Annotated in this window: 17 protein-coding genes; 10 read left to right on the top strand and 7 right to left on the bottom strand. The window is 36.1% G+C overall.

The features are described 5' to 3' along the window. Positions 1 to 568: 568 nt before the first annotated feature. The 6 genes from AAC852_RS09425 (at position 569) to AAC852_RS09400 (ending at position 4728) form a co-directional block, all read left to right on the top strand. Positions 569 to 1789: a long-chain fatty acid--CoA ligase gene (locus tag AAC852_RS09425; RefSeq protein ID WP_340620811.1), complete on the top strand. Its 1221-nt coding sequence runs from the start codon at positions 569 to 571 to the stop codon at positions 1787 to 1789. Positions 1790 to 1928: 139 nt separating this feature from the next. After that, complete coding sequence (locus AAC852_RS09420) at positions 1929 to 2660, top strand: SDR family NAD(P)-dependent oxidoreductase (protein WP_340620810.1); 732 nt, start codon at positions 1929 to 1931, stop codon at positions 2658 to 2660. Next, positions 2654 to 2941, top strand: a complete 288-nt coding sequence (locus AAC852_RS09415) for a phosphopantetheine-binding protein (RefSeq protein ID WP_340620809.1) — start codon at positions 2654 to 2656, stop codon at positions 2939 to 2941. The genes AAC852_RS09420 and AAC852_RS09415 overlap by 7 nt, the downstream gene beginning before the upstream one ends. A gap of 51 nt (positions 2942 to 2992) precedes the next feature. Continuing rightward, positions 2993 to 3397, top strand: coding sequence for an AvrD family protein (locus AAC852_RS09410; protein WP_340620808.1), 405 nt, complete (start codon positions 2993 to 2995; stop codon positions 3395 to 3397). Positions 3398 to 3404: 7 nt separating this feature from the next. Next, positions 3405 to 3992: an AvrD family protein gene (locus AAC852_RS09405; RefSeq protein ID WP_340620807.1), complete on the top strand. Its 588-nt coding sequence runs from the start codon at positions 3405 to 3407 to the stop codon at positions 3990 to 3992. 10 nt (positions 3993 to 4002) lie between these two features. Then, positions 4003 to 4728 (top strand): AAA family ATPase, encoded by a 726-nt coding sequence (locus AAC852_RS09400; RefSeq protein WP_340620806.1) that lies wholly within the window; start codon positions 4003 to 4005, stop codon positions 4726 to 4728. A 104-nt stretch (positions 4729 to 4832) separates the two neighbouring features. Here AAC852_RS09400 and AAC852_RS09395 read toward each other — a convergent pair whose 3' ends face one another. After that, a complete protein-coding gene (locus tag AAC852_RS09395) occupies positions 4833 to 5486 on the bottom strand; it encodes a GntR family transcriptional regulator (protein WP_340620805.1) in 654 nt (217 codons plus the stop codon). A gap of 2257 nt (positions 5487 to 7743) precedes the next feature. Here AAC852_RS09395 and AAC852_RS09390 point away from each other — a divergent pair. Further along, positions 7744 to 8046 carry a helix-turn-helix domain-containing protein gene (locus AAC852_RS09390; RefSeq protein WP_340620804.1) on the top strand — a complete coding sequence of 101 codons (303 nt, stop codon included), beginning with the start codon at positions 7744 to 7746 and terminating at the stop codon, positions 8044 to 8046. Between the two features lie 101 nt (positions 8047 to 8147). Here AAC852_RS09390 and AAC852_RS09385 read toward each other — a convergent pair whose 3' ends face one another. The 5 genes from AAC852_RS09385 to ftsY all read right to left on the bottom strand — a co-directional run bounded on the left by AAC852_RS09385 (position 8148) and on the right by ftsY (position 13523). Then, a complete protein-coding gene (locus AAC852_RS09385; RefSeq protein WP_340620803.1) occupies positions 8148 to 9305 on the bottom strand; it encodes a glycerate kinase in 1158 nt (385 codons plus the stop codon). A gap of 239 nt (positions 9306 to 9544) precedes the next feature. Then, positions 9545 to 10399 carry an RNA polymerase sigma factor RpoH gene (gene rpoH, locus AAC852_RS09380; RefSeq protein WP_099137134.1) on the bottom strand — a complete coding sequence of 285 codons (855 nt, stop codon included), beginning with the start codon at positions 10397 to 10399 and terminating at the stop codon, positions 9545 to 9547. A 213-nt stretch (positions 10400 to 10612) separates the two neighbouring features. After that, positions 10613 to 11593 carry a permease-like cell division protein FtsX gene (ftsX, locus tag AAC852_RS09375; protein ID WP_340620802.1) on the bottom strand — a complete coding sequence of 327 codons (981 nt, stop codon included), beginning with the start codon at positions 11591 to 11593 and terminating at the stop codon, positions 10613 to 10615. Beyond that, on the bottom strand, positions 11586 to 12251 hold the full coding sequence (ftsE, locus tag AAC852_RS09370) for a cell division ATP-binding protein FtsE (protein WP_038267344.1): 666 nt from the start codon (positions 12249 to 12251) through the stop codon (positions 11586 to 11588). Before ftsE ends, ftsX begins: the two co-directional genes overlap by 8 nt. Before the next feature lie 6 nt (positions 12252 to 12257). Beyond that, positions 12258 to 13523, bottom strand: coding sequence for a signal recognition particle-docking protein FtsY (ftsY, locus tag AAC852_RS09365; protein ID WP_340620801.1), 1266 nt, complete (start codon positions 13521 to 13523; stop codon positions 12258 to 12260). 341 nt (positions 13524 to 13864) lie between these two features. Between ftsY and rsmD the strand changes: the two genes are divergently transcribed. Next, positions 13865 to 14443 (top strand): 16S rRNA (guanine(966)-N(2))-methyltransferase, encoded by a 579-nt coding sequence (rsmD, locus tag AAC852_RS09360; protein WP_340620800.1) that lies wholly within the window; start codon positions 13865 to 13867, stop codon positions 14441 to 14443. A 40-nt stretch (positions 14444 to 14483) separates the two neighbouring features. Next, positions 14484 to 14753 (top strand): DUF1145 family protein, encoded by a 270-nt coding sequence (locus AAC852_RS09355; RefSeq protein ID WP_047679210.1) that lies wholly within the window; start codon positions 14484 to 14486, stop codon positions 14751 to 14753. Positions 14754 to 14764: 11 nt separating this feature from the next. On the opposite strand, the gene AAC852_RS09350 is transcribed toward AAC852_RS09355, so the two are convergent. Then, a complete protein-coding gene (locus tag AAC852_RS09350) occupies positions 14765 to 14893 on the bottom strand; it encodes a hypothetical protein (protein WP_340620799.1) in 129 nt (42 codons plus the stop codon). A 135-nt stretch (positions 14894 to 15028) separates the two neighbouring features. Between AAC852_RS09350 and AAC852_RS09345 the strand changes: the two genes are divergently transcribed. Further along, the gene (locus tag AAC852_RS09345; RefSeq protein WP_340620798.1) at positions 15029 to 15655 is read left to right on the top strand and encodes a lysoplasmalogenase; all 627 of its coding nucleotides are present in this window, start codon (positions 15029 to 15031) and stop codon (positions 15653 to 15655) included. The last annotated feature ends 219 nt before the right edge of the window (positions 15656 to 15874 follow it).

Below are 15874 nucleotides of genomic sequence, written 5' to 3'. Positions count from 1 at the left end.
ATTATTCAGTAATTTTTCTGCATCCTATCATATTTTCCCCTGCTTTTAATTGACTAATGCTCATTATATACAGGATAACTTCCACTATTTCTCCCATTTATTTGTGCAACAATATCAACCATCATGCATTAAAGTAATAATAATTTAGCCAGTACAACGGATTTACGTTCTGATGGAATATACATAATCATGATTTCTCCATCGTCCTATCAATATTTTTAATAAGGATGTCAATGATAATGACAAAAGTAAAAATCAATAAGATTAGTTTTTTATGAGTGAACATAAAATTATCGCGATTATGTATTATCATTTTATTTGAGATATCTTTAGACATTCCAAAAAAATGGAACATTTATGTTTTTATCCTATTGAAAATAATGAATAACTTACCTTAGCAGATTACTGATTATTTTAATGCATTAATATCTATCCCTAAATTAAAAATTTGAATAAATATAATTAACATGGCTTTTAATAATATCTATTTAAATATATTTTCAAAAATAGAAACATTTTTATATAAAAGTGATATAACAAAAAGAATTCATAAACAGGAGGGAATGACATGACTTTGAATTGGCTAATCGAACGCTGCAATACATTTAATAAAACTGAAGCAATTATTTTTAAGAATAACCGATATTTTTACTCAGAGTTATATTCTGATACTATTGAAGTTATAAATTACTTAAAAGACATTGGTCTCCCTGAGGGAGCGATTGTATCTGTAGAAGGAGAGTTTTCTCCAAAAACTTTTGCTATTATTCTGGCACTTGTTAATAACAATAATGTTATCGTTCCAATTGGCGACATTCCAGAAATAAAACTCAGTGAATATTTGGAAGTTTCTCAAGTTGAAGTAAGAATTAAAGTTAGTAATAACGATTATGAACTAAATGATACTGGTCGTATTTCTGAACATGAATTATATAAAAAAATATATGATGTAAAACATTCTGGTTTAGTGCTTTTTAGTTCAGGCACTACTGGGCAACCAAAGGCGTCTGTATTAGACTTCAATAAATTAATCGATAAGCATTTAGAAAGAAAAATTCCCAGAAGAATACTTTCATTTCTTTCCGTAGACCATATTGGTGGTATTAATACTCTATTACATACCATTAGTCATGGGGGAACATTAATTATTCCTCTACTACGTACACCTGAAAGTGTATTCAATGCCATAGAAAAATGGGCTGTAGAAGTATTGCCCACTACCCCTACCTTTTTAAATATGGTTCTTATATCAAGAGTTATTGAAAAAACAAATACATCAAGCCTTAAATTAATTACTTATGGCACGGAACCAATGCCTCCTGTTACTTTAAAAAGGATTAGCGAAAAATTACCAAACGTTAAGTTAAAGCAAACATATGGTCTATCTGAAGTAGGCATTTTACAAACTAAATCTAAAAATAATAATGAATTATGGATTAAACTTGGCAATAATGGATTTAAATACAAAGTCCTATCTAACATTCTGTGGATAAAATCAGACTATGCTATGTTAGGATATTTAAATGCTCAATCACCTTTTGATGAAGAGGGATACTTCAATACTGAAGACGTTGTTGAAGTTGATGGAGATTATGTAAAGATATTAGGAAGAAGATCAGAGATTATTAATGTTGGAGGTGAAAAAGTTTATCCGCATGAGGTAGAGAATATCCTTTTGCAAGCTAACAATATAGCTGATGCAACAGTAATAGGATTTCCAAACACAATTACAGGAATGGGAATTAAAGCTATTGTACATTTGAGTAAACCTGAAAATTATGATGATTGAAGATCTCGATTATATGTTCACTGCAAGAACTTTCTTGAAGAATTTAAAATTCCAATGACTTATGAGGTTTCAATAACACCCCACTATTCTAGTCGATTTAAAAAAATGCGTTCTTCACTGAAAATAAAGGAGCATAAGAATGCTACTACCTAAAACTGTAGTCATCAGCGGTGGCAGCAAAGGACTTGGAGCTACAATGGCATCAGCCTTTCTTGATAAAGGTTATCGTGTTGCTACTTTTAGCCGTCATTCAAATGAGTTTATAACTCAAAAACAATTGTCTGATGCTAATTTTTTCTATTGGGAATCTGTTGATGTTAATGATTTGAGTAAAATAAAATCATTTGTCAATAATGCAAAATCAAAATTTGGTCATATCGATATTTTGATAAATAATATTGCAAAACTAACTGAAGGGTTATTAATTTTTTCTTCAGACAATGAGATTATTTCTTTACTTAATACAAACATACTAGCACCCATAATACTGACAAGAGAATGTAGTAAGAGCATGCTAAAGAGGAATACAGGGGTTATTCTCAATGTTTCTTCTATAAATGCAATAAAGGGTCATAAAGGTGTATCATTATATTCAGCAACCAAAGCCGCTCTTGATGGTATGACTCGTAGCTTAGCGCGTGAATTTGGCCCTGCTAATATAAGAATTAACTCTCTAGTACCAGGTTTTTTTGATAGTGAGATGGTGTCTTACCTTTCTGAAAACAGACGTAAACAGATATTGAAAAGAACACCTATTGGTCGCTTATCAAAAATTGAAGAAATTAGTAAAGTAGCATTGTTTATTTGTTCAGATGAAGCTGCATTTATCACAGGTCAAAATATTGTTGTTGATGGAGGAATATCATGTTAAAAGAGTTAAATCTAGTTAAAGAAATAATAATAAAAGAAGTAAAATTTATTTTTAATCAAGCTAACATTAGAGATGATTATAATAATATTTTAATAGATGAGAGTTCAAATCTGATCGACGATTTAGCTTTTACATCACTTATGATTGCCCGTTTAATTATGGAGTTAAATGAAAGATTAAAGGTTGAACCGTTTGGTAATGATTATTATTTTTCAGACATAAGAAATGTGCAAGATATTATTAATGCATATATAAATACTATAGAAAGCGATAATATCTAATTAAAATAATTAACTAAACCCACATCATTTATATTAAAAAGAGAAATAGCCATGAATTCAAAATTTCTATGTCATTCAATTGATGATTATTTAGGTGATAGTAAAACACGTTTTTTTGGCATGGGATACCGACGTGTTGTATATAATATCAAGAATATTGATATACAATTTAATCATTCAGAAGATGGCTATCCAAAATTAATTTCACTCTTATCAGTCGAATATCCATTAGACTGGTCTAAGAAAAAAAATACGAACTTACCTCCACATCTCAGTAGTATTGATACACTAATCTTAAGTACTCAATTCTGTGAAATTTTCTTGAAACATAGTTTTCAATTCGACTCCTTTAATTGTAAAAAAATGTGGTTGAAAAGTTTAAAGTTGAAATCAGGAACAACTCCACAAGAAGATCTTGATAATATTTCAGCTAAAATCACTTGGAACTCCACATGATGTTACCATGATTTCCATTTTTGATTGTCAAATAGGAAAAATGGAAGCACGTTGTGAGATAGAACATCCTGTAGCAGAGATTATTTGTAAAAATGGCTTCTATACATCTCCAGCAGATATTCTTGAGCCTAGTAATTCACGTTATTATGGGGATATTTTTAAATTCCGTGGACAATCTCTCCAAAATATAAGTTACGATAGTGAAAACCACATAGCTTCAGCAAAAGTGAAATTAAATATTCCTGAATTTTGTCATTCAGTAAATGGAATTGATGGTCACTACCAACCTTCTGCCACTTATGTTGACTGTTTTGTTGTTAATCTACAGTTAGCTCAAGTATTAATGTATGAACTTGATCATATTAATAGAAAAGATAGTGAAACACTGTGGATGTTGAGAACCAAAATCGAAGCTCCAACACCTACTAGAGATTTCCAATCCAATTATGATGCTACAACACGTATTACTTCTACTTATAAACTAAAAGTTAGAGGTGAATATTGGAGATATGTAGATATTGAAGGGAATTTTTCAGGAATAAAGTTAAAGTGTTCATTAGGACATAAATTACCAACTTCTTCTAATATAGAATAGGAAATATGGTATGAAATTAGCTATCTCAGGAACTTATTCATCCGGTAAAACAAGAACAGTTATGGCGTTAGCTCACTTAACTGGTTATCCTCGTACCCTAGCAAAAACAATCCGTGAAATAATGCCTTATGCTGTTCCCGGAAAACGATTGGCACAATGTACTCCTGCTGAATTTCTGCAATTAGCTATGAGAAGGCACACCAGTAGGGCAATACATGAAGCACTACTAAAAGATAATTTCGTCTCTGATGGTTCATCGTTACAAGAATGGATTTATGCTGCTGCCCGTGTTAAGTATGGGATGAATCCCAACCAAGAAGGACATCTGGATCCAGTTCCCAGATCAAGTCTTTCTCCAGAAATGATATTTTTTGAACAGGTTACTAATCAGTATGGACATGCTTTCAAACAACATGTGAAAAGTACATTCGATGTATTCATCCATTTAAAGAACGAGCTTCCATTAAAAAAAGATGGTCATCGTCCAATGAATAAAAACTTTAGAGATTATTGTGACAGTATGTTATTAAAAACTCTAGATGAATTAGAAATTCCCTATTATATTATTAGTGGAACAATAAAAGAACGTCTATTTAAAATAACAGAAATATTTAATCTGCCTCTTATTATGAGTGTTGAGAAAGCTATTCAATTAGCTGATAAAGAATATTCTCTACAGGATTTTAGGTTTGAAACGGAAAGAAACAGATCATCCGATATCTTCATACCTTTTTAGTTTACTATATAGGAAGAAAACCTGTTATTCATGTATAAAATAGGGTGAGACATTATTGTCTCATTCTCTCTATATATTTTTTATTATGTTTGATTGAAAAACATTTAATCACTAACCAAACACAACAACTCTATATGTTTACTATTCTTTAATTTATCAAAAATCTCCATTATAATTCCTTCGCTATTCGATAAATCCCGTTTTTTTATATAAAATAATAATTCCTTGTACATATCTAGGAAATATACTGCATTTTGTTTTATGAAAGTATGCCATAGATAACTACTTCTTTCTATACAATTAATATACAATCTACTTAGTTCATTATTATTTATAGCATTGAGTATTAAGATAGTAAATTCACTGTCAACATTTTTTATTTTTTCATCATTACAATTGGTTTCTTTGCTTATCAAAACCTCAATTTTTTTTGAAAAATCGTTTAAATTTTCTTGAGATGTTTTGTTTAAATATAATTTAATTATAGATAACAAGAATATTTCGCGTAAAGTAACCAATTCTAATTGCTCTTTATAGTCCAAGCTTCGTGTATAGAACCCTCTATTATTACCTTTAATGACAAATTGTTCATGCAAAAGTCTATTCAGCGCCTCTCTAATTGGAGTAGAACTAACATTTAATTGATCAGTTAATTTAGAAACATATAGTTGTTCATTTGGTTTAAACTCATTATTAGTAATTTTGTTTTTAATTTGGAGATAAACACGATCAACATACGAAGTTTTTCTAATTCTCATTTCTTTCCCTTAAATTAATTCATTAACTTAAATCTATTTTATAGATGACAAAAGTTTAGAGACAAAACCAATGACTGTTCGTATTAATAATATACTAAGTAATATTAATTCGTAATAATTACAATAGTTTTCTCTCTGTTTTATAGTATTCTAAAAAATACCGATATCGATACTAATTTTTTTGCTGCTGAAATGAAAAACTAATAGTCTAGATTAGACAGCATCAGAGTAAAAAATTGATCTTCCACGTTCAAAATTATCGTCCAATAGAAAAATAAATAATATTCCTAATCAACACCAAATTTTTGTCAAAAATGATATTATTAAAATAAATTTAATTATTATTACCAAATATATCTTTAAGCTTACTTAATATTGATTAATTTAAGATCAGACGACTAATATAACTAACTTAAATAATTAATATTTTTATCTTTTTACTGATTTTCGATTACCATAATATGATTTAATTAAATAATTTTTCTTTAAAAATATTCTATCCTCTGAAGATCTAATTATATTACTTATACTCCAATAAAAAATCTTGGGAAAGATATTTACACTCATAACAATCACAATATAACAAGGTTTTTTCGATATTATAATATACTCATTAAAAATGATGATGCAATATAATAATTTAAATATCAAGATATCAAGATATCAAGTAGTCTATTTTAAATAAAACTAGCATAAAACTTCAAAATTATGGAAATTTCCCCATAACACAATATATTATAGTGACAAATTCAGTTTCAAAATTGAGCACTATTTTTCTAGAAGATTTCTTATTTTTATTTCAACATTTTTTCAAAAAACCAGAGTAAAGTCATTCAATGAAGATATTAAATCTATTATTTAATATTGATAATTTTATTAATATAATGTCACAACTATAACAATTCTTCATGAAGTTGACGCACTGCATTTATATTCTTTGGTTTATCTGGCTATTACATTAACCAGACAAACCAGAGAGTTTGAAAAACACTAAACCTACCAAGAAAACCATAACTCCTTTATTATTAACTAATTACCGATAAAACTCCTCACTTTGTTATAACCTAATATTTCTGTTTTATGCTAAAGGGTGAACAGTTATAAACACTTTTTCAGTTTTTTAAATCATTGCAGATATGAAAGAAATTAAGAAACTCTATCTTTAGATAAAAAATTTAATTTATTATTACAAAATATTCCCTCAGACAATCATCATGTACTGCAAACTGAAAAAAACAAATGAAAATAGATAAGGATTATCTATTATCCAGAATAATATGCAAAAACTGATAATTATCACATAACTTCACAAAAAAACCTGTTTATAGCAATAACAAATTGTTAAATAAAGAGATTAAAATCAGGATATTTTGGTTTCCTTTAATCTGTCCAATAGCAAAATCGCTAAGTAAACGAATTTTCTGAAAATAGAGATCACAAAATAAACACGTAAAATTTGATAAAAGATATACTTTTTATGTAAAAATTAATATCTAATTGTTTTTATACTGAAAAATAAAAAACGCTATAGCATTCCAGGCAAAAAAACAAGCTACCTCTCAACATTCAAAAATGCGCGTGAGTTGTTACTTTCTTGAAAGACAAAAATTATTCAGTAGGAAAAGTTTCTATAAGTAATATTTTCTAATAGAAAATAGATTATATGGCAATAGTAATACCATGAAAGATTAAAATCTGTTTACTTAACCAAAATTAATAAAATTTAACTCAAAAACGAAACATTTTATATACAAAATAATGGTGATTTTCTATAAAAAAATAATTTATTGATAATTTTAGTAATTTAACTAAAAAAATTACTTTATATTCAATATATTAAATAAAAATAAATAACAATCTTAACGTTTAAAGACCTATTCATTATTCCTCATATGAAGAGAACAGCTTGCTGTTTTACTCAATTGCGGGGGGAAAGTAGTTGCAAGATGCAAGGTTACAACAAAATAGAGAATGAGGTTTGCATCATGGAAGAGTACACCTTGCCCCAGTAAAGGTTCTGTTTTTTACAAGACGTTAATAAGAAAGGTTATTTCATTAAAAAAAACAAGGCTTATGTCGGAAAACAAAACGGCGGATCAGGTGTAACAATAGGGCGTACCGTGAATGGTATTAAACCCGTCAAGGTATGGCCTATGTTACGCACAATGGCGAAGTAAATTTAAGCCATTTTGAAGCTCTAGGGCAATTATCCTTGATAACGCCATAACTTACTGATTTTAAAATAAAAGGATAAGATATGGAAGATGCAAACCTATTAATCGGACAACGTATTCAAACTAAAAGGAAAGAGTTGGGTATCACAGCAACGGCATTAGCTAAACAAATTGGCATTAGTCAGCAACAACTTTCACGTTATGAAAGGGGAACCAATCGAATTAATGTCACTCATTTGGTTGCCATTAGTAAGAAGTTGGAGACCCGTATTTCATGGTTCTTTGAAGACTGCTTTGAAGAGGAGAATAAGGAAGGTTCTGTTAATAAACTCGATACTCAATACATTCCCATGGCTGAAACAATTATAGGGAAAAATGGTTGTTAAATGGGTCAAAATAATCCCCCCTGTCAGAAGCCTGCCATTAAGCTTGAGCCAAACCCCAAAATATGGGGGCTTCTGACTCCTCTCAAGTATTTATCCATTCTTCAATGGCCATCTACTTTCTTATCTATACCAGCCATATTCCAAACCGTCGCAATGTTACGTGCCAATACCTGTAGATTATCAACACTATTAGTCAGAGCATCAGCAAGAGTACAAACTTCGGGGATAATAGAAAATACAGCATCCAAACCGTATTGATGTACTATATGGTAGTCTTTACTCATTCCTCCCACTAAAGCAATAACAGGAATACCGAACTTCTTGGCGATACGTGCAACGCCAATAGGCGTTTTGCCATATATGGTCTGGCTATCCATACGACCTTCACCAGTAATCACCAAATCTGCACCCTGAATCATCTTTTCCAACTTCAGAGTCTCGATCACAATCTCAACACCTGATTGTAATTTTGCGCCCAGACAACCCAGTAAAGAAGCGCCCATGCCTCCCGCAGCGCCTGCCCCTTCAGCATCGATCACATTTCTGCCTGTTGCCGCTTCAATTTTCATTCCGTAATGAAATAAGGCTGAATCCAGTATCTTAACCATTTCTGCTGTTGCTCCTTTTTGTGGGCCAAACACCGCAGATGCTCCAGACTCACCGCATAATGGATTATTTACATCACAAGCTACAGTAATTTTCAGTTGCTTGAGGCGGGGATCAAGACCCGAAAGATCGATGCTTTCCAACCGTGTTAATGCTGCTCCACCAAATGGCAGAATGCGGTTATCCCCATCCCATAAATTTGCCCCAAGTGCTTGCATCATTCCTGCACCACCATCATTGGTGGCACTGCCACCGATACCTAAAATTAGATTTTGTGCTCCGTGCGCCAACGCAGCCAAGATCAGCTCTCCAGTACCATATGTTGTCGTTATCAAAGGATTGCGTTGTTCCAACGGCACTAAGTGCAAACCTGAAGCGGCTGCCATTTCTATAACTGCGGTTTTTCCATCGCCCAGCAACCCCCAAAAAGCCTCAATAGTTCTCCCCAAAGGATCAGTAACGGCACATGTGATACGTTTCCCTCCTGTCGCAGCCACCAGCGATTCTACTGTACCTTCTCCGCCATCGGCCATCGGTAGCTTGATATAATCAGCCTGCGGAAGAATTTCTCTAAATCCCTGCTCTATCGCTTCTGCTACTTGTAAGGCACTTAAGCTTTCTTTAAATGAATCCGGTGCAATCACAATTTTCATAACAATTTTCTCTCTCCTATGTACCCGGATGACAAAAATTTAGCCAGTAAAACCAAATACACCAAAGATTAAGGTTGAGGCAAAAGCAATGGTGAGACCCGCCAGCGTTTCATAAAGCAGTAATTTCAAACATAAATAGTGTGCATAAAAAAAGCGATAAATAAATTATCGCCTTTTAATCTACTAGCGTATGTATTCAGCATGAAAAAACCTTCATGCTCAGCCAATTGTTAATTACATTAGGCTTCAATTGCCATTCGTAATTTTTTCATGGCATTCTTTTCTAATTGACGTACCCGTTCAGCGGATACACCGTATTTATCAGCCAGTTCTTGCAAAGTAGATTTATTGTCATCATCCAACCAACGGGAACGGATAATGTCCTGACTACGCTCATCCAGCTTTTCCATTGCTACAGAAAGTTTATCCGCAGCATGGTTTTCCCAATTATCTTCTTCAATACCATCCGCAAAATCAGAAGCCTTATCCTGTAAAAACAGCACTGGAGCGGGTTGGTTGTCATGACTGTCATCATCCGACGACATGTCAAATGCCATATCCTGCGCTGACATACGAGATTCCATCTCCAGAACGTCCTTACTAGTCACTCCTAATTCTTTGGCAACTAACTCAACTTCATCCTGATTGAACCAGCCCAAACGTTGTTTAGCCTTACGCAAATTGAAGAATAACTTACGCTGCGCTTTTGTTGTTGCGACTTTCACAATACGCCAATTACGCAATACATATTCATGGATTTCTGCCTTAATCCAATGAACAGCAAAAGACACCAGACGCACGCCCACTTCTGGATTAAATCGACGAACCGCTTTCATCAGGCCGATATTACCTTCCTGAATTAAATCCGCTTGCGGTAAACCATAACCAGCATAACTGCGAGCGACATGAACAACGAAGCGCAAATGAGACAGAATCAGCTGTTTTGCTGCATCCAGATCTCCCTGGTAATGCAGCCTTTCCGCCAGTTCCTTCTCTTCCTCTGCGGAGAGCATGGGATAAGCGTTGGAAGCACGGATGTATCCTTCCAAACTACCTTGTGGAACTAATGCTAAAGTTTGCATTTCTTTTGTCATTCAAATTCTCTCAAACTAAGAACCAAATTGATGTTTTTTTGAACTCACACGAAGCAATCAATAAGATTTATTCAAGCCAAAGATGTGTCTATTCTACCATCGTGGAAATCATATTCAAATTGCCCGCATTGTATGAAAACGCACACAAATCAGTAACAGTTTCTTCGACCTTAATTAAGCCTAAAAGTTCATCTAATGTCCAATAAAATAGCCCTATTCTGGCCTGAAACGACGTAAGTGCTGGATAGTCGCAAACCATGCAGCAATCCAACCAATCATACCTGAAATCAGTATCAGTAATAGTGATTCATCCCAGCTCAGTCCATGCAACCTGAAGGTTGTACCAAAAACACTGGCCACTTCTGTGACGATGCTGGAAAGTTTCCAAACCAGCAAATATGAAAGAAGTAATGAAGAAATTGCTCCCAGAACTCCCAACAATGCCCCACCATTGAGGAACGGACGCAAAATAAACCCATCGGTTGCCCCAATCAGTTTCATCACATTAATGGTTTCACGACGGCTAAAGATGCTTAAACGAACGCTATTACCAATGACCAATAGCAAGGCAACTACCATCAGAATACCTATCACCGCAGCAATTCGGCCAATGAGGTTAGCCAGAGCCGTAAGGCGGTCAAACCAACTATCATCCATTCTGACTTCTTCAATGCCTTTTAACTGTGCCACACGGTCACGCAGTGTTGTTAATGCTTGTGAGTTTTGAAAGTCCAGTTTAGGGGAGACAATCGCTACCGCGGGCAACGGATTTTCTTCCAGCATATCTAATGCGCCAGCAAATCCAGACCAGGCACGAAATTCATTCACAGCTTCTTCACGGGATAAATAATTTACCGATTTCACACCGTCCATGGCTTTCAGCTCGCCAATCAATTGATTGGAATTGACATCATTCAGCGATTTATCAAGATAAACCGTAAGCTGTGGCACGGGATACCATTGCTCTACAGCCTGATTAACATTTTTCCAGACAATGTAAAACACACTTGGCAATGTCAGGGAGATAGCAATAACCATGATGGTCAACAATGTTGCCAGTGGCTGGCGTAACATATCCGACAGGGTGCTTTTCCACGCATAACGTGATTGTACACGCCACCCCCCTTTTAATGACTTGGAACGGGCTTTGGAAGTCGTTGTTCTTTTCGCAGAATGACGGACAGGCTTAACCATAATGCCCCCCTTGCATACGTCCCTGATTCAGGGTCAGGATACGGTAATTTCTTCGCTCAATAAGAGCTGTATCATGCGTTGCCATAAGAACCGTCACACCGACTCGGTTAAACTCTTCAAACAGGCGCATAATGCCCTCAGATAGTTCACCATCCAGATTTCCCGTCGGTTCATCCGCCAGCAAGACAGTCGGTTTATTTACAACAGCGCGGGCAATGCCAACGCGCTGTTGTTCTCCTCCAGAGAGTTGAATGGGAAAGTTTTTCGCTTTGTCCAACAAGCCAACCTTATCCAGCGCCGCCGATACCCGCCGGCGAATATCTTCAGCACTGGCTCCAGAGATAATCAGTGGCATTGCAATATTTTCGTATACGGTACGATCCAATAACAGATGGTGATCCTGAAAAATCATACCGATCTGACGACGCAGGAATGGGATCTCACGGGATTTCAGTCGGCTGATATCATGCCCCCCAAACCAGATATAACCTGCACTTGGGCGCTCGATACCACAGATAAGTTTCAAAAGCGTACTCTTACCCGCTCCTGAATGACCGGTTAAAAATGCCATTTCTCCTGGAAGCAGGTGAAAATTCACCCCTTGCAGCGCCTGCCGCCCTCCCAGATAAGCTTTACTGACCTGTTCAAAGCGAATCATTGATAGTTAATCCTCCCGGCTAAAAAGAGCCTCTATAAAATCGTCAGCCTTAAATGGACGGAGATCTTCAATGCCTTCCCCAACACCGATATAACGGATCGGAATTTCAAATTGGTCAGCAATAGCGAAAATAACACCACCTTTTGCTGTACCATCCAATTTGGTTAGCGAAATACCGGTCAACCCAACCGCCTCATGGAATAGTTTAGCTTGGCTGACTGCATTTTGGCCTGTGCTGGCATCCAAAGTTAGCATAATTTCATGTGGTGCCTCTTCGTCCAGTTTTTTCATTACCCGTACGATTTTTTTCAGTTCTTCCATCAAGTGAGATTTGTTCTGTAGGCGTCCTGCGGTATCCGCAATCAGAACATCAACACCTTTGGCCTTAGCAGATTGAATGGCATCAAAAATAACAGACGCAGGATCCGCACCAGTATGTTGGGCAACCACCGGGATCTTGTTGCGTTCCCCCCAAACCTGCAATTGTTCTACCGCCGCAGCACGGAAAGTATCCCCCGCAGCCAGCATGACGGATTTCCCCTGAGATTGATATTGGCGCGCCAATTTACCAATTGTCGTCGTTTTACCAACGCCATTCACGCCAACCATCAAAATGACATAAGGCGATTTGCTTTCAATTTCCAGCGGCTTATCAACTTTTGCCAGAATACCGGACATTTCTTCTTTCAGTTTTGTATATAACGCTTCCGCATCTTTCAGTTCTTTACGGCTGGCATGACTAGTCAAACTGTTGATAATTTTACGAGTTGTTTCAACACCAACATCCGCAATCAATAACTGTTCTTCCAGTTCTTCAAACAGATCATCATCAATTTTTTTGCCACGGAATAATCCGAAAAATCCGGCTCCCAAATTCTGGCGAGTTTTTACCAGACTCCGTCTCAGACGGGCAAAGAAGCCTTCTTTGGTCGGGCGTTCTTGCTCTTTAAGTAAAGAAGCAGATTCTTCAACTTGATGGGGCGCTTCTTCTGCCAGACGCTGTTGCTCTGCCTCTTCCGCTGCCTGACGGGCTGCTTCTTCTGCCAGACGTTGTTGCTCTGCCTTTTCTGCTGCTTGACGGGCCGCTTCTTCTGCCAGACGCTGCTGTTCCGCCTCTTCCGCTGCCTGACGAGCTGCTTCTTCTGCCAGACGCTGCTGTTCCGCCTCTTCCGCTACTCGCTTTTCTTTTTCAATTTGTTCTTCTTGTTGTTTCTTTTCCTGACGACCAAGTCCGAACCAAGAGAAGAAACCTTTTTTTTGCTCTTTTGCCATCGGCCACTACACTCCTCGCGGTTAATTATGGCGTTGTAACAACCTATCCCATTAAGCTGATTACTTTACCTTTTATCAGATCATGAATTCATATAGGGATAAGCCAAGAACCCAGCCCAATAAACGCTTTATATTTTAACAATTACGCCTACTGAGATAGGTTCTAATGGTGATAAAATCCAGTCTAACATTTTCATCAGACCACAACACATATTCTATTGAGGATTTCGTGGTAAATTAATCAATGGGTTTCTTGATTTTCGTTTTTTGTATCTGCCGGCTATACCCAATAGCCGGGAAGTTGCTTCACGGCGATGATAAATATTTAATTTATGTAAACTATGACTAAAAAATCACAGCGCACACCTTTGGGACAAATCCGCATTATTGGCGGGAAATGGCGCGGAAGAAAATTACCTGTTCCAGACAGTGAGGGGTTACGTCCGACCACAGATCGTGTCCGCGAGACATTGTTTAACTGGTTGATGCCAGTCATTCAAGGAGCTCGCTGTTTGGATTGTTTTTCTGGCAGTGGGGCCCTTGGATTTGAAGCTTTATCGCGCTATGCAAACAACGCGACTTTAATTGAGTACGATCGCAACGTGGCAAAACAACTGTCAAACAATTTAGCTTTATTGAAAGCAGAAAACGGCAATGTTGTGCAAGGCAATACGCTGCAATATCTCAATCAATCTGGCACGCCCTTTGATGTCGTATTCCTTGATCCTCCCTTCCGCAAAGGAATGCTGACGGAAACCATCAAGTTACTGGAAACTAACGGATGGCTGGCTAAGGAAAGTTGGGTTTATGTCGAAGCAGAATCTGAATCTGCCGCGACAGAAGTTCCTACAAACTGGCGCTTACATCGGGAAAAGATTGCCGGGCAGGTTGCATACCGATTATATATCCGCCGTGAGTAAATTTCGGCTTGACCTATTTAATACGATTCTGGAGTCAATAATGTTTATTCAATTAGGAAGAGCAATTATGGTTTGTGTTTGGGGTATCATGATCCTCAATCTGATTCACCCTTTCCCTAAGCCGTTGAAATATTTTATGGATATCGCTATGGTTTTTACGGTGGTCATGCATGCTTTCCAACTGCTATTGTTAAAACATTCCCAGCCTAAAGACCAAAAACTTTCCGGCCTGTTACAAACTAAGATCTTCTTTTTTGGCGTATTTGAATTATTGGCCTGGCAGAAAAAAATGCGTCTGAAGAAAAAATAACAAATTATATTTTATGCCCTATAGATTTCAGGTGCATCGCTATCAATAAAGAGGCAGCTTGAAAGATAAAGGGCATCAATGCTGATATCAGTACCATCCTGCCTGTATTTTTCTGCTAACCACGCAAGACGATTATTCATTGACCTTCTGTATTTTTGATAATAAAACGTTATCTTATCGTTAATATCGAATTAAAATTGGGACTCTCTCTTCACCCCATCATAAACAGCAATGCCTGATAAAACAGGCATTGAACATTTAAGGAAAGGAAAAATATGAGTTGGCCATTTCTTGCGGTGTTTTTCTCTGGATGGTTATACATTGATGCAGCCTATCGGGGCGTCAGATGGCAACAATGGGTGTTTTACCCTGTTACGATGTTACTTCTACTATTATGGGCATTTCAGGCACCAAATCTCGAAGCAACAGGCTATTTCATTATTGCCGGTCTTATCGTTTCTTTACTTTCTGATTCACTCCGAATGCTCCCCAGTAAGTATTTACTATTCTCATTTGTCGCGCTGTTCCTGAGTTATTTGCTTTATACAATCAGCTTTGCCTTACATATGGAGTTCAGTTTCTTCTTTCCATTGCCATTGATCTTGCTGGTTGTCGGTATCGTGGTCATGCTTATTGTCTGGAAACGTCTCGATACCTTACGTTGGCGGGTGTTGGATACCTGGATCATGGTACTCATCATGGTTTGGGTTGCGGGAGAACAATATTTTGCACTCGGCAATGCAAGTCGTTTCTCCGCCGTGGCCGGAGCCATTTTACTTCTCTTTGCACATAGCATTAGTATTATTGACCAATATCGTTTCCCTTTTAAATTATCAAAAGCAATCGTGGCAACCTGTCGTTTTATTGGGCATTTTTTGATTATTCGTTCACTAATTGTTTAATTCTGTACTGAGATATTATTTACTTCGCTCACCTTTGGTGAGCGAAATGTTAGCCCCAACTGTTCACAGAAAAGGAGAGAATGGATAATTTTTTCCGGCTACTCCAACCATTCCTCTCAATGTCAGATAGCACAATTCATCAAAAAAATTTCTCTTTAGGTTTGACTCTGGAGTCAACTCCAAAGTGTAGAGTTAATGGTAATCAACCTGAATCAACAT

This window comes from Xenorhabdus siamensis (genome assembly GCF_037996745.1).
Classification (GTDB): Bacteria; Pseudomonadota; Gammaproteobacteria; order Enterobacterales; family Enterobacteriaceae; genus Xenorhabdus; species Xenorhabdus indica.
This window is presented reverse-complemented; position numbering and strand designations above follow the sequence as displayed.

What these genes read in the sequence shown, in the direction of transcription:
- AAC852_RS09425 (WP_340620811.1), top strand. Translation starts at nt 569, where the DNA reads ATGACTTTGAATTGGCTAATCGAACGCTGCAATACATTTAATAAAACT.
- AAC852_RS09345 (WP_340620798.1), top strand. Translation starts at nt 15,029, where the DNA reads ATGAGTTGGCCATTTCTTGCGGTGTTTTTCTCTGGATGGTTATACATT.
- AAC852_RS09415 (WP_340620809.1), top strand. Translation starts at nt 2,654, where the DNA reads ATGTTAAAAGAGTTAAATCTAGTTAAAGAAATAATAATAAAAGAAGTA.
- AAC852_RS09385 (WP_340620803.1), bottom strand. Translation starts at nt 9,305, where the DNA reads ATGAAAATTGTGATTGCACCGGATTCATTTAAAGAAAGCTTAAGTGCC.
- rsmD (WP_340620800.1), top strand. Translation starts at nt 13,865, where the DNA reads ATGACTAAAAAATCACAGCGCACACCTTTGGGACAAATCCGCATTATT.
- AAC852_RS09400 (WP_340620806.1), top strand. Translation starts at nt 4,003, where the DNA reads ATGAAATTAGCTATCTCAGGAACTTATTCATCCGGTAAAACAAGAACA.
- AAC852_RS09355 (WP_047679210.1), top strand. Translation starts at nt 14,484, where the DNA reads ATGTTTATTCAATTAGGAAGAGCAATTATGGTTTGTGTTTGGGGTATC.
- ftsE (WP_038267344.1), bottom strand. Translation starts at nt 12,251, where the DNA reads ATGATTCGCTTTGAACAGGTCAGTAAAGCTTATCTGGGAGGGCGGCAG.
- ftsX (WP_340620802.1), bottom strand. Translation starts at nt 11,593, where the DNA reads ATGGTTAAGCCTGTCCGTCATTCTGCGAAAAGAACAACGACTTCCAAA.
- rpoH (WP_099137134.1), bottom strand. Translation starts at nt 10,399, where the DNA reads ATGACAAAAGAAATGCAAACTTTAGCATTAGTTCCACAAGGTAGTTTG.
- AAC852_RS09420 (WP_340620810.1), top strand. Translation starts at nt 1,929, where the DNA reads ATGCTACTACCTAAAACTGTAGTCATCAGCGGTGGCAGCAAAGGACTT.
- AAC852_RS09350 (WP_340620799.1), bottom strand. Translation starts at nt 14,893, where the DNA reads ATGAATAATCGTCTTGCGTGGTTAGCAGAAAAATACAGGCAGGATGGT.
- AAC852_RS09405 (WP_340620807.1), top strand. Translation starts at nt 3,405, where the DNA reads ATGATTTCCATTTTTGATTGTCAAATAGGAAAAATGGAAGCACGTTGT.
- AAC852_RS09390 (WP_340620804.1), top strand. Translation starts at nt 7,744, where the DNA reads ATGGAAGATGCAAACCTATTAATCGGACAACGTATTCAAACTAAAAGG.
- AAC852_RS09410 (WP_340620808.1), top strand. Translation starts at nt 2,993, where the DNA reads ATGAATTCAAAATTTCTATGTCATTCAATTGATGATTATTTAGGTGAT.
- ftsY (WP_340620801.1), bottom strand. Translation starts at nt 13,523, where the DNA reads ATGGCAAAAGAGCAAAAAAAAGGTTTCTTCTCTTGGTTCGGACTTGGT.
- AAC852_RS09395 (WP_340620805.1), bottom strand. Translation starts at nt 5,486, where the DNA reads ATGAGAATTAGAAAAACTTCGTATGTTGATCGTGTTTATCTCCAAATT.